Source organism: Acidithiobacillus thiooxidans ATCC 19377, assembly GCF_009662475.1.
Classification (GTDB): domain Bacteria; phylum Pseudomonadota; class Gammaproteobacteria; order Acidithiobacillales; family Acidithiobacillaceae; genus Acidithiobacillus; species Acidithiobacillus thiooxidans.
Genome location: NZ_CP045571.1, coordinates 932236 through 945899, shown reverse-complemented (window position 1 = coordinate 945899; position 13664 = coordinate 932236). Strand labels below are relative to the sequence as shown.

Below are 13664 nucleotides of genomic sequence, written 5' to 3'. Positions count from 1 at the left end.
CCGCTTAAAAACGAATATCCAGACCCCAGGCTTCTTGTCCCAGTAACACGGCCAGATCATCACCGGCTAAATTCGCCGTGGAAATCAGACGATGTCCCAACACCGCCAGGGCGACAGAACGCAAATCATCGGGCGTCACATAATCCCGTCCCGCTATAAAAGCCCAAGCCTGGGCAGAGGCTTTAAGCGCCAGCAAAGCACGGGGTGAAAGCCCCATCCGCAGACGTTCGTCGTTGCGCGAGCACCGGGCCATATGCAAAAGCATATCTTCAATTTCCGCGCTGAGAAAAACGGCAGTAACCGCATGTCGCCAGGCTTGCAACACACTGCGTTCCGCAACAATCGGCAAATCTTCAGGGCGCTGGTTTTTCCCCTGAAGCAACAGGCGTTCCGCCTCGCGACCGGGATACCCCAGAGAAAACCGCAGGGTAAAACGGTCCAGCTGGCTTTCCGGTAAAGGGAAAACCCCGGCGTGTTCCTGGGGATTCTGGGTGGCTATGACAAAAAATGGATCAGGCAAAGCCATGCTTTGACCATCCGCAGAAACCTGCCCTTCAGCCATAGCCTCCAGCAAGGCCGATTGACTGCGCGGAGAGGCCCGATTGATTTCATCCATGAGCAGCACCCCATGGAAAACCGGGCCGGGATGGAAAACAAAAGTTTGCTGGCGCGGATCAAAAATACTGCTGCCGAGGATGTCTCCCGGCAACATATCAGCGGTCATCTGGACGCGCGCAAAATCCAGACCCAAAAGTCGCGCCAGACCCAAAGCCAGCGTGGTTTTACCCACGCCGGGTACATCCTCGACGAGAATGTGTCCACCCGCCAAAAAGCCCGTAAAGGCAAGGCGTATGGCTCTTTCCTTACCCAACAGAACCTTCGCCAAAGCGGTCAGCAATTGCTCTGGCTGGACTGCTGCCCGCAATACTTCACGGGGATGGGTTGTCATTCCGGTGCTGCCGATACGTCCAGCCTGCGGGCGGCCAGCGCCTCATCCAGTCGACCCACCGGCAAATGATGGGGGGCTTCCCGCAGCAATTCCGGCTGCTCCAGCGCTTCCTGACGAATCTGCGCCATCACCGCGACAAAACGATCCAGCGTCGCCTTGCTTTCGGTTTCGGTCGGCTCTATGAGCAAACATTCGGGCACCAATTGTGGAAAATAAATGGTCGGAGCATGTATCCCAAAGTCCAGCAGCCGTTTTGCCACATCCAGCGCACGAATCCCTGTGGCTTTGTGCAAATCACTCACTGACAGGATAAATTCATGACTGGCACGACGCTCCGGGAAAGCCGCCTGATAACCCAGGCGCTGCAGTTCTTTAAGCAGGTAGTTGGCATTGAGGGCAGCATAGGCGGATACCCGCCCTACACCGCTACGGCCCAGTCGCCGAAGATACGCATGAGCACGCAGCAATACGCCGATATTTCCACCATGTGCACTTAAATGACCAATACTTTGTGGGAGATCTTTGGCACCCATCCAGCGCAAGGCCCCATGCGGCTCTTTCAAAACCGTGGGCAGTGGCAAAAAGGGCTTGAGGCGTTCCTGCACAGCCACAGCACCGGCCCCCGGTCCACCCCCACCATGGGGAGTGGCAAAGGTTTTGTGCAGGTTCAGATGCATCACATCAAAACCCATCTGACCGGGCTGAACCCGGCCAAGAATGGCATTGAGGTTGGCACCATCATAGTAAAGCAGGCCCCCGGCGGCATGCACATGGTGGGCAATTTCTGCAATACGTCTTTCAAAAACCCCCAAAGTCGAGGGATTGGTAAGCATGATTCCCGCGACATCCGGACCCAGGTGAGCATCCAAGGCGGCCATATCCAGATCACCATCGGGCAGGTTGGGGATTTCGATAACCTCAAATCCGGCCATTTGCGCACTGGCTGGATTGGTACCATGGGCCGCCGTAGGAATCAGCATCTTGTTGCGCCCGGCATCGCCCCGTGCTCGATGATAAGCGCGAATCATGGCCACGCCAGCCAGCTCACCCTGGGCGCCTGCCGCCGGAGTCAGACTCACCGCAGCCATGCCCGTTGCCGCAGCCAGCCATTCCTGCAACTCCCAGAGAACCTGCAGCAAACCCTGCATGGCGGGGGCCGGAGTATCAGGATGCAGACGGGCAAAACCAGGTAATGAAGCCATGGCATGGGCAATACGCGGATTATATTTCATGGTACAGGAACCCAGTGGGTAAAACTGGGTATCAATAGAAAAATTTTTCTGCGACAAGCGGGTGTAATGCCGCAAAACATCCAGTTCGGAAGCATTGGGCAAATTCAGCGGTGTTTTGCGGAGTAAATCTTCGGGTATATCAGCGGGCATTTTGGGTACCGGCATATGATGATCATGGGCAAAAATGCTGTCATTCACGGTTTCTGTCACAGCTGGATTCATTGGGCCTCCAGAACGCTTTTCAGCGCATCCCGATAAGTCAACAGGTCGGCTTCTTCCAGTAATTCCGTCGTACACACCAGCAAATCGCCCGGTTCACCCATTTCCCATTCACGCAAAGGAATACCCGCGAGCAGCCCATGGCCCAGCAGAGCATCGCGAACCACCGTGGCGGGCAGCGGCAGGCGCACGACCCATTCATGGAAAAAAGCACCCGCATAGGGGAAACTCACCCCCGGCAGTGCGGCCAACAGCTCGCGTAATTGCCGGGCGCGGGTATGGCAGAGGCTGGCGATTTCCTGAAGACCATGACTGCCGAGCGTCGCCATATGAATGGTGGCAGCAGTGACCATCAAGCCCTGATTGGTGCAGATATTACTGGTAGCCCTACCCCGCCGGATGTGCTGTTCACGCGCCTGCAGCGTCAGACAATATCCTGTACGACCCTGGGCATCGACAGTTTTGGCGACCAGACGACCCGGTAATTGCCGGACATGGGCTTTGCGGCAGGCAAGAAATCCAAAATAGGGCCCCCCTCCAGTCAGCGGAATCCCCATGGGTTGGCCCTCACCCACAGCCATATCAGCGCCCTTCCCGCCCCAGTCGCCGGGAGCCTTCAACATGGCCAAGGCCAGCGGATTGACTACTGCAATGGTTAACAATCCCCGGGCATGTGCCCAGTCTGTCAGCTTGTCCACCGGCTCCAGCATGCCAAAGGCGTTAATCTGCGGAACAATCAAAGCCGCTGCATCGCTCGCATCGCCGGGAATCTGCAACGTGCCGCTGATGGGATCATAAGGCACTGATTGCAGAAGGATATTCTGCATGCCTAGCACCGTATCCAGCACGCTGCGCCAGCCGGGCAGAAGATTCTCCGGCACCAGAATGCTTTTTTCGCTCCCTTGAATGCGTAGGGCCATCAGACAGGCTTCTGCCAAACCGGAGGCGCCGTCGTACAAGGACGCATTACTGACTTCCAGGCCAGTCAGGCGAGTAATGAAACTCTGGTACTCATAAAGTACCTGCAAGGTACCCTGACTGGCTTCCGGCTGATAAGGCGTGTAAGCAGAGTAAAATTCGCCCCGAGCGGCAATTTCCCAGACAATCGCGGGAATATGATGCGCATAGGCACCGCCGCCAGCAAAGCACAATAATGGTGCATTCGCCCGGGCCCGGCCTTCAAGCTCCCGGCCCAGGGCCATTTCGGACAAGCCTTCCGGCAGCACCATGTCATGAACCTGCAAACTGGATGGAATTTCATCAAAAAGCGCATCCAGACTATTCACGCCAACGGCAGCCAACATCGCCGCCGTTTCTTCCGCATCATGGGGAATATAAGGCATTTCCGCTTACGCCTCCGCAATGGTGTCGTAAGCCGTTGCATCCATCAGTTCTGCAAACGCAGCGGATTCAGCAGCCACGACCATTATCCAGCCTGTTCCATAGGGATCTTCGTTGAGCAGTTGCGGACTGTCATTCAGTGCTTCATTACGCTCCAGAACCTTACCGGTAATGGGTGCATACAAATCCGCCGCCGCCTTGACCGACTCCAGAACGCCGCAAACCGTTCCAGATTGCAGGGCTTTTCCGACTTCGGGAACTTCGGCATAAACCAGATCGCCCAGCAGCGCCTGGGCATGATCGGTAATCCCAACCCGGTAACGTCCATCACCCAGATCCTCAACCCATTCGTGGGTGTCACTATAACGTAATGATTGCGGAATTTTGCTCATGCCTTCAACACTCCTTAGCAAAGGTAAAAGTTGCAGCGCCCTGACGCCAGAACGGCGGCTTGACCACCATGGCCGGTTTGCGGGCACCGCGAATGACTAATTGCAAAATGCTTCCTGCGGCAACCGGGGCATTGACTCTGGCCAGAGCAATACCACATTGCAGACTCGGAGAAAAAATACCACTGGTGACCACACCGCAAGGCGTCCCGGCAGCATCCTCCAGCACATAACCGTGCCGGGGAATGCCAGCAGACAGGGCAATTCCTACCAGGCTTCGACCATCGCCACGCGCCCGTTCCGCTTCCAACCCAGCGCGACCCATAAAGGCGCGATCAGAATCGCGCAAGTCCACGGTCCAGCCCAGATTGCTGGCATAGGGAGAAACCGAGGTATCCATGTCCTGACCGTACAAGTCCAGGCCAGCTTCCAGGCGCAAGCTATCGCGCGCAGCCAGTCCCGCTGGAGCAATTCCTGCTGTCAGCAAACGCTCGGCCAATTCCGGCAAAAGGGTATTTGCCGCGATGATTTCTACGCCATCTTCGCCGGTATATCCCGTCCGGCCAATAAAAAATCCATCCTGTTCCAGCGCAGTAAAAGGTGTCAGTGACTCCAGGGCGGGTATTTGCAGCAAATCGGCCACCCGCTCCCGTGCCCTCGGTCCTTGAACAGCAACAATACCCAGATCTGGGCGTTTGTTTAGCGTCACTTGCCAGGCATGCTGGTCGATGAGCTTTTGAAAATGGGCGGCATCTGCCTCTGCACCCGAAGCATTCAGGACTATCCGATAAGTATCGCCGCCCCGATAATACACAATCAGATCATCAATAATGCCGCCATCCATCTGCAACATGGTGCTGTACAGGGCTTTACCCGGGTGGACATCGAGCTTGGCCACGTCATTGGCCAGGGCATGACGGAGCAGGCTCCGGGCATCCCTGCCTTCAATATCCAAAGGGCGCATGTGGGAAACATCAAAAAAACCCGCTACTTCACGTACTGCCTTATGTTCGGCGAGCTGCGAGGCATATTGCAGGGGCATTTGCCATCCGGCAAAATCCACCATGCGCGCCCCTTGCGCCAGATGCCAGTCATACAGCGCCGTCTGTTTTGTCATTGCCTCAAAACCTTTCGATTAATCGCGGAAGTTATTGAATTGCAGAGGTAATCCAAAATCTTCAGAACGCAAGGCAGCAATGGCGGCCTGCAGTTCGTCGCGGCTTTTACCCGACACCCGCAGCTGGTCGCCCTGAATACCGCCCTGAGCCTTGAATTTACCATCCTTGAGATGTTTGATCATGCGCTTGGACACTTCAGTTTCCAGCCCGACTTTCAGGGTGAGCACCTGACGTTCCATGCCTCCCGCTGCAGCGGCTGTTTTCCCGACATCCAGAGCCTTCAGATCCACCCCGCGCTTTACCAGTCGGGTAGAAAATAAATCGATCATCTGTCCCAGTTTGTATTCATCTTCGGCCAGCAAAATGATTTCTTTATCTTTTCGGTCAATAGACGCCTTACTGCCCTTGAAATCATAGCGGGTAGAAATTTCTTTTTGCGTAGTATGCAGGGCGTTATCTACTTCCTGCATATCCACTTCAGAAACCACATCAAAACTTGGCATAACCTGTTTCCTTAACTTTTCTGCCGTTGGGCAGGTTTTAACTGGAGTGAAGCTGTTGATCCGGGTGGGCTGAAGGTACTGAATGACTGTGCCCCTCCCGACTCCCGGCCCGACAACCCGGGCAATCTGTGACCCAGCGAGATCCTTGCGGGGTGATTTCTTTTTTCCAGAAAGGCGCAGAGGTCTTGAGAACATCTATTAAAAAACGACAAGCATCAAAAGCCGCAGCCCGATGCCGGGACCAGACCGCCACCAGCACAATATTATCCTGAGGCTGCAACAAACCATAACGATGAATAATGAGGCTGTCGAGAATATCGTAAGCGTTTGCGGCCTGCATGCTGACGCGTTCCAGCTCTTTTTCCGTCATACCCGGATAATGCTCAATTTCCAGGGATAAAATGTTGCTGGCGTCGCTGTAGTCCCGCACCGTACCCACAAAAGTCACCAATGCCCCGGCTCCGTTTACCGTAGCCATTTCAGCACAGGCGGCAGACAGCTCGAAATCTTCTTTCTGAACTTTAACGATCATCCATCAACCTCCGGTTACCGGAGGAAAAAAAGCCACCTCATCTTCGTCTTTAACCGACGCGGTAAAGGAAACATGCTGCTGATTCAGAGAAGCCAGCAAATGAGCGTCACGCAATTCTGTCATGGCCTGCCCCTCGACCATGGTCAGGACTTCTTCTACCGTAAATCCACCGGGCGGACAGGCCAGCTGCATTTCAGCCGACCCGACACGCTCACGCACACTGGCAAAAAACTTCACATGAATCATTGACGGAATCCATTTTCAGGAAGATTGCAGATGATAACGCCCCCAAGCCCTGAGCTTCAACCAGAAGCCACAGCCAACCTGCATGAAGCACTTTGGGCCTGGATACATCTGGTATATAGTCGCTGAATGGAAAACTTCTTCAGTCACTACCTCACTTTTCTCGCCGAAACGGCTACCATCGTGGTCGCCATCCTGATTGTCGCCGGAGGCATTGCTGCCATCGCCCTCAGCAAGCGCAGACCCGCACCTGCAGGTCAGGTCCAGGTTACGGATTTACGTCAGCAAATTGAACAAGCGGCTGACCGTATTGAAGCGCTGCGCTTCGACAAGAAACTCCGCAAAGCGCATCAAAAAAACCTCAAGAAAGTGCATAAGGCCCGAAAAGATGAAAAATGTACTTATCTGCTGGACTTTAAAGGTGACATTCGCGCTTCGGCGGTGAGTGCTTTGCGCGAGGAAATTACCGCGATCATTCAGGTTGCCCAGCCTGATGATTCTGTGCTCATCCGCCTCGAAAGCGGCGGCGGCATGGTCAACACCTATGGTTTGGCAGCCGCCCAGCTGTTGCGCCTGCGTGCCGCCAAAATTCATAGCACCATATTGGTAGATGCTGTCGCTGCCAGCGGTGGATACATGATGGCCGTGACCGCTGACCGGATTGTGGCCAGCCCATTTGCGCTGCTCGGCTCTATTGGGGTTGTCGCACAAATTCCCAATTTTCATCGCTGGTTACAAGAACGCAATATCGATTTCGAGCAGTTTACTGCTGGTAAATACAAACGAACCGTCACGCTTTTCGGGGAAAATACCGATAGTGGTCGGGCCAAGCTGCGTGAAGAATTGGAAGAGACCCATGCCCAATTCCGTCACTTCGTGGAGCAGTTTCGCCCTCAGCTTGATCTGGAAAAAGTAGCCACCGGCGAGGCCTGGCTGGGTAATAAGGCCCTGCAACTGGGGCTGGTTGATCAGCTGGCCACCAGTGACGAGATTATTGTTGAAGCCGCCAAAAAAGGTAAGTTACTACAACTGAGTTATCAGCGGCCCAAAAGCCTGCCGCAAAAACTCGGGCTGGCTGCCCAGCAAAGTTGGGACAAGCTCTGGTTTCGCTGATGTTCATAACACAATACCTTGCCATATTCGCTTATTGTCCTATATAACATCATACTTATTTAAGTTATAACGGACACCCTAGTGCCCAACCCGATAAAAAATGCTGCAGCCATTGAGCGTGACCGCAGCGCCCTATTTTCGGCCATGCTCCAAGCCTTAAGTGCGGTTCCTGCCGACGCCGGTGCTTACGGATTTCTGAATGCGCTTTGTCAGAGCATTCTCGACAACAACAGCACCCTGAAATGGGCATGGTATGCCTTCCAGGCGCCTGGAAAGCCACTTAGACCCTACCATGAACTGGGTATTCAGCATCATCCTGACATTCTTGAGAACCCTCAGGATCCCTGCTATCAGGTTCTGAGCAGCAATACAGCAATGACTTATTCCCTGGATAATCCTGATTGCCCGAAATGGCTGCTGCCTCTGCGCAAGCAGCTCTCTGAAATCATCCTGGTCCCCTTTGGTATTGAAGGACAAAAAGCGCTGGGTGTGGTGGGCAGCAGTGAGTCGGGTTACTTTGAACAAGTCGGCACCGAGTTTTTTTCCGCCTTTGCCTATATGGGCGACATGATCATGAGCCTGCAACAACATGCACGCCATGATCCTCTGACCGGTCTATATAATCGCATGGAGCTGGATGACCGCCTGGAACAGGCGTTACATACGGCTGATCAGCATCAGCGGCTGCTGGCCGTGGCGATGCTTGACCTCGACAATTTCAAGGAAATCAACGAAAAGCTGGGGCGACTGGCAGGCGACCAGATTCTGGTTGAATTCAGCCAACTTATTCAAAAAGATTTGCGAAGTCATGACACGCTCTTCCGGATGGGTGGTGATGAATTTGTATTGTTGATTGAAGACCTGGAACGCTGGGCTGATCTCGAAGTGGTCATGGAACGCATACGGATGAACTTGGATCGTGCCTTTACAGTCAATCAGTCAGAACTGCGGATTCAAGCCAGCATAGGCGTGACCGTCTATCCCCTGGACGACGGCAAGGCTCGGGATATTATTCATCATGCCGATCTGGCCCTGCATCAGGCCAAAAGACATAAAACTGCGCAGTTTTATACGCTCTATGATCCCTCGTCCATTTATGACCCCAACACGCCGCAACTCATAGCTCGTCAGCAACGTTTTCAGGCACTGCTGGCCGAGCATGTTGTTACGCTTTATCAGCCCATTATCCATACTCCAAGTGGTCGTACCCATGAACTGGAAGCCCTCGCCCGCCTGGAGGAAAATGGCATCCTACTGGAAACCGGCGAGTTTTTACCCTGGTTGACTGCAGAAGATCGCCGCAAACTCAGTTGTGCGGTTTTGGAACAGGCCGCCCGGCAATGGCGCTTGTGGCAGGATGCCGGCCAAAGCGTTTCCATTGCGGTAAATTTCGAGCCGCAGGATCTGCTGCTTGAAGAGGTCATTCAGTTTATTGAAAGCACGCTGCTGTGCTTTCAGATGCCTGCCGGACAGTTGATCATTGAGGTGCTGGAAGGTGACGAATTTCTGGATTACGCCTCAGCCAAAGCACAACTGGGCCGCCTCAAGGAGTTGGGAGTACGCATTGCTCTCGACGATCTGGGCACTGCTTACGCCAGTCTGCTGCGCCTCAAGGATTATCCATTTGACGCCGTCAAACTGGACCAGGCGTTCAGCCGTCACCTGGAAAAACGTCCAAGAGATCTGCATTTTCTGGCGAGCATGTTGGAAATGGCCAATGGGCTGGGAGTTGAGCTCATCGTCGAAGGCATTGAAAACGCCGAAGTGTTTTCTGCCGTAACCGCTCTGGGTATTCGTCAGGTACAGGGTTATGCCATCAGTCGACCCATCTCCGCTGGTGAAATCAGTCAGCGCTTCCTGGGGCAGCAAATTTCAATGCAGTCGTCCAGCTCCAGTTTATTGGTCAGGCTTTGCCCGTTTTCTGGTACTCGCCAAGGGCTTGCGGGCCGTACTGCAAAGTATGCCGCAAAGCATTAATGTTCAGTTGACCTGTGATAATTTATCCTGTCCTCTTTACCCGCTCATGAACATCATACCTTCCCTGCGTGAACAACGCGCGCAATTACAGCAGGTCATTGCAGATATCGTCGGTAATCATTTATCCAGCGAATACAGCATGGAAATTTATGATCATTTAACGGCAAACATCCTCAACGCGATGGCAGCACATATCACGGCCCAGTCTTGAAATCATTTGCTGAAATTCAGTTACCCGCACTCTCCCGGCCCTCGTCCCTGCGGCAGGTTTTTTTACTGAATGTCGGCTTTTTCGGCGGGCACTTGCTGCTGACTGTTTTTGCGGCGCTGATTTTCAGCCATTCTCTCGCGGGCCATTTCTGGCCCATCTGGCCGGCGGCGGGAATTACCGCCTACGGGCTCCTGGTTTGGGGACCAAGAGTCATACCGGGGCTACTCATTGCGTCATTACTGGGCGGGCACTTTTTTATCGACCTCCGCTGGGGAATCAACATCTGGTTTACCTGCAGCGAGATCATGGGTGCCTGGCTGGGCAGCCTGCTGTTACGTCGATTCTGTCCAGGTTGGGCAGGATTACAAACAGTCCGCCACAGCATCGCCTATTTATTGCTTTTTGCGGGAATCCCCTCCCTGTTCACTGCCGGTCTGACGGGAGCTGGTGGCTGGTTATTTACGAAAGCTACCGGGAATATTCCTCACCTGATTTTGTTTTGGACGATGGCCAAAGCAGCGGCCATCATCAACATAAGTACTTTATTTCTTCTTTTCTTCCATGGGAAGCCTGCGCAAAAAACGTATCTGGACAAGCGTTTTCTCTTGTTGGGAACGGGTACTCTAGGCGCTATTATCCTGCTTTTTTTTCAGACCTATCCGTCAGGAAATCTGGCCGTAGGGGCTGTATTTTTGCTCATATTGCCCTTTCTCTGGATGCTGGCCAATTATCCTGCACGCCTTGTCTATCCTTTGGCTGCCGTAGGGTTTCTGCTTGCTCTGACAGGAACCAGCATGGGTTATGGACCATACGAGCACAGTCATAATTTGTATCCTGAAACCATGGCGCAAATGGTCGGTATTCTGCTGGAATCCATCGGTTTGATAGCTGCTGCCATGATGTATGAACGTAGTCATGCCGCCACTGCACTGGAAACCGCCAACCGTGAACTGGAACAACGCGTATTCGCCCGTTCACAGGATTTACAAATACGCAATCGTGAGCTGCAGATAAGGGATGCCTTTTTGCAATCAGTCACGGAAGTCAACCGACTGTTTGCCGCCATCGACCCGCTCGAATTATCGCTGATTCTCGTCCGCTTTTGTGAGATTCTGGTTACCAGAATGCATTTGGCGGCAGCCTGGATAGGCGTCGTGGACGAGCACACCGGCCAGATAAATATCCCTGCCAAAGCCGGCGAATTAGCCATTCCACTCAGTAAAATACAAATATTCTGCTGGGCTACTCCAGAACACACCCAGTCACCCTCAGGTCGTGCCATCACGGAAAATCGCACGCTACTATTTGGAGCCAGTGACCCGCTATTTGAGCCCTGGCAGGATGTTATCAAAAAACATCGCATGGGTGGCAGCATCTATACACCGTTTAGCTGGCCCGATGGTCGGCGTGGGGTCATTGCCTTATATCGTTATGATGACAGTGTTTTCCCCGGCGCCATTATTGAATTACTAGAGCGTCTTAGTGAAGATCTCACCGCCTTTATGCGGCAAAGAAAAGTGGCACAGCAACTGGATGATGCGCGTATTTTGCAGAAAACCATGCTCATCAGTGGTGATATTGCCCTGCAGGCAAGAGAAGCGCCGCAGATGCTGCAGCAAATATGTGAAGAACTCATTCATAGTGGCCTGTTCAATGCAGCATTTATCATCCGTCCTGACGAACATGGCGTTTTTCAGGCACTTGCCCTGGCTGGTCATCATGTCGAGTGGATCTTGCAACGGCGTTGGAGCATTCATCCTGATGAGGTTCCCGACGGCCAATCTCTGACATCGCGGGCTTGGCGCAACAGAGAAAAACTGATTGTTCAGGATTATCTGCGTGCCCTTGGCCCCGAAACTGACTGGTACGCAGAAGCCAGCCAGAATCAATGGCGATCCGCCGCAACTTTTCCCGTCTATCATCGCCAGGAATGCTGGGCCATGCTCAATGTGATCGGGCCCCGTCCCGATCTGTTCAACCAGGAAATAACGGAAGTATTACAGCAAATTGCCCTGCTGGTGGGCCATGCTCTCGATGAAATTCATCTGAAAAGTGAATTATTGGAAGAACGCCAGCGACAAAGTCATCTAGCTCGTCATGATGCGCTGACCGGGCTGGCCAATCGCCGGGGTTTCACCGAATTTCTGCATCCCGCCATGGCCAGGGCACGTCGCAATAACCGGCTGCTGGCGGTAGCCATGCTGGATCTGGATGACTTCAAGCCGGTCAATGATCAATATGGTCATGCAACGGGCGACTTATTACTGCAGGAAGTGGCGGCCCGACTGAGTCAGGCTCTGCGCCAAAGTGACCATCTTGCCCGACTCGGAGGGGATGAATTTGTCCTGGTCTGGGACAATTTGCAAAACCGTGACCAAATCCCGCCGATCCTGACAAAAATTGAAAAAACATTGGCAGAACCTTACTTTCTGGGTGGATTACCGGGCATTCATGTCGGCATCAGCGCTGGACTCACTTTTTATCCGCACACTGAAAATGACCAAAGTGATGCTGATCTCCTGCTGCGCCAGGCAGATCATGCGCTCTATCAGGCCAAACAGCATAAAGCCCGACGTAACCAGTTCTGGTCCCTATTTGCCGAAGCGCAAAATAATGAACATATTCGGATTCAAACGCTCCTGCATGAAGGGCAGATGGTTCTTCAGTATCAGCCCGTACTCGATTTGCGTCAGGAACGTATTGTGGGTGTCGAAGCGCTGGCCCGTCTCAACAACAAAGCGGAGGCTATCTCTCCAGGAGATTTTCTGCCCTACCTTGAACCAGAAGATCAATGGCGGCTGACCGAACTGGTGCTCAATCAAATTGCCGGAGACTGGCGAGCCTGGAAAGAGGCCGGCATTGATCTTTGGATCTCATTGAATATTCTGCCGGGATCCCTGATCAGTTCCGTCACCTTGGAACGCTTGCAGAATCTTCTGGATGGCTGTGCAATTCCTCCCCAGAGCCTGATTTTGGAAATTCTGGAAAGTGAAGAACTCCGCTCGCTGGAATCCAGTGCAGAGTCCATCCGCAGCTTGCAAAAACAAGGTTACCGCATTGGCCTGGATGATGTGGGAGCGGGCTATGCCTCTTTGCTTTATCTCAAGGAACTACCTGTCGATGAAATCAAAATTGATCAGGCCTTTGTGCGTAATCTGGGAGAAAACCCCAATGATCTGCACTTTCTCCGGGCCATACTCGATATAGGCATATCGCAAAATGTGGAAATTATCGTCGAAGGAGTAGAAAACCAGAGCATTTTGAACGTATTGCGATTGATGCAGGCACCCATGCTACAGGGTTATGCCGTGGCCCGTCCCATGTGGGCCAGTGAGCTGCCCGCATGGTTGAGCAGCAGCACTCAGGCAATGAACGCAAATCACGAGATAAAATTCGATCTTCTCCAGTTATATGCTGAAGTCATTGACTACCAGAAAACCATTACCAACTTGTTAACCAGTAATCCAGACTGGTTTTTGCAGCTTTCTCCATGGTCAAGTTGCCACTGCCCGATTCAACAGAGACTCAAGCAACTCAACGCCATGGACCTCAGCGATCTGGAAAAAGCCCATCGTGATTATCATGCAATCCTCGAAGCTCTGGTACCAACCCTTGAAAGCGGTTCCGTTGTGGATATTTACCCCCTGCAGCGTCAGGGCGAGGCGGTTTTGCAGCAAATCACTCTGGCTATGCGTTTACAGCCCAGAAACTGAATAAACCGGGCCGCACCTTGCCACGGGAGCCATGAGAACCTATCTGCCTTTTTTCTGCTAAAATGGGTGGATGACTCATTTACAGAAGTCGAATTACCGGGCTTTCTCAAAGAGAGATCCATAA

12 protein-coding genes are annotated in these 13664 nt (G+C 53.1%); 4 read left to right on the top strand and 8 right to left on the bottom strand.

Translation table 11 applies throughout. From position 1 onward, the window contains the following. Positions 1–4 precede the first annotated feature (4 nt). The 8 genes from GCD22_RS04900 to GCD22_RS04865 are packed head-to-tail and all read right to left on the bottom strand — an operon-like array spanning position 5 to position 6529. Complete coding sequence (locus GCD22_RS04900) at positions 5–949, bottom strand: AAA family ATPase (RefSeq protein WP_051488084.1); 945 nt, start codon at positions 947–949, stop codon at positions 5–7. After that, positions 946–2403, bottom strand: coding sequence for an aminomethyl-transferring glycine dehydrogenase subunit GcvPB (gene gcvPB, locus GCD22_RS04895; RefSeq protein ID WP_202806228.1), 1458 nt, complete (start codon positions 2401–2403; stop codon positions 946–948). The genes GCD22_RS04900 and gcvPB overlap by 4 nt, the downstream gene beginning before the upstream one ends. After that, positions 2400–3743 (bottom strand): aminomethyl-transferring glycine dehydrogenase subunit GcvPA, encoded by a 1344-nt coding sequence (gcvPA, locus tag GCD22_RS04890; protein ID WP_031572341.1) that lies wholly within the window; start codon positions 3741–3743, stop codon positions 2400–2402. Before gcvPA ends, gcvPB begins: the two co-directional genes overlap by 4 nt. Before the next feature lie 6 nt (positions 3744–3749). Beyond that, a complete protein-coding gene (gcvH, locus tag GCD22_RS04885) occupies positions 3750–4133 on the bottom strand; it encodes a glycine cleavage system protein GcvH (RefSeq protein WP_010639751.1) in 384 nt (127 codons plus the stop codon). A gap of 4 nt (positions 4134–4137) precedes the next feature. Continuing rightward, positions 4138–5247: a glycine cleavage system aminomethyltransferase GcvT gene (gene gcvT / locus GCD22_RS04880; RefSeq protein ID WP_031572342.1), complete on the bottom strand. Its 1110-nt coding sequence runs from the start codon at positions 5245–5247 to the stop codon at positions 4138–4140. 18 nt (positions 5248–5265) lie between these two features. After that, positions 5266–5751, bottom strand: coding sequence for a YajQ family cyclic di-GMP-binding protein (locus GCD22_RS04875; protein WP_031572343.1), 486 nt, complete (start codon positions 5749–5751; stop codon positions 5266–5268). Positions 5752–5788: 37 nt separating this feature from the next. After that, on the bottom strand, positions 5789–6283 hold the full coding sequence (locus GCD22_RS04870; protein WP_031572344.1) for a molybdenum cofactor biosynthesis protein MoaE: 495 nt from the start codon (positions 6281–6283) through the stop codon (positions 5789–5791). Positions 6284–6286: 3 nt separating this feature from the next. Then, entirely contained in the window at positions 6287–6529 is a 243-nt protein-coding gene (locus tag GCD22_RS04865) for a MoaD/ThiS family protein (RefSeq protein WP_031572345.1), read from the bottom strand. A 126-nt stretch (positions 6530–6655) separates the two neighbouring features. On the opposite strand from GCD22_RS04865, the gene sohB reads away from it, so the two are divergent. From sohB to GCD22_RS04845, 4 genes are all read left to right on the top strand, one after another. Continuing rightward, positions 6656–7639, top strand: a complete 984-nt coding sequence (gene sohB, locus GCD22_RS04860) for a protease SohB (protein WP_031572346.1) — start codon at positions 6656–6658, stop codon at positions 7637–7639. Positions 7640–7720: 81 nt separating this feature from the next. Then, positions 7721–9616 carry a putative bifunctional diguanylate cyclase/phosphodiesterase gene (locus GCD22_RS04855; RefSeq protein WP_153940474.1) on the top strand — a complete coding sequence of 632 codons (1896 nt, stop codon included), beginning with the start codon at positions 7721–7723 and terminating at the stop codon, positions 9614–9616. Between the two features lie 46 nt (positions 9617–9662). Further along, positions 9663–9827: a hypothetical protein gene (locus GCD22_RS04850; protein WP_153940473.1), complete on the top strand. Its 165-nt coding sequence runs from the start codon at positions 9663–9665 to the stop codon at positions 9825–9827. Then, the gene (locus GCD22_RS04845) at positions 9824–13540 is read left to right on the top strand and encodes an EAL domain-containing protein (protein ID WP_051690607.1); all 3717 of its coding nucleotides are present in this window, start codon (positions 9824–9826) and stop codon (positions 13538–13540) included. Before GCD22_RS04850 ends, GCD22_RS04845 begins: the two co-directional genes overlap by 4 nt. Positions 13541–13664 lie beyond the last annotated feature (124 nt).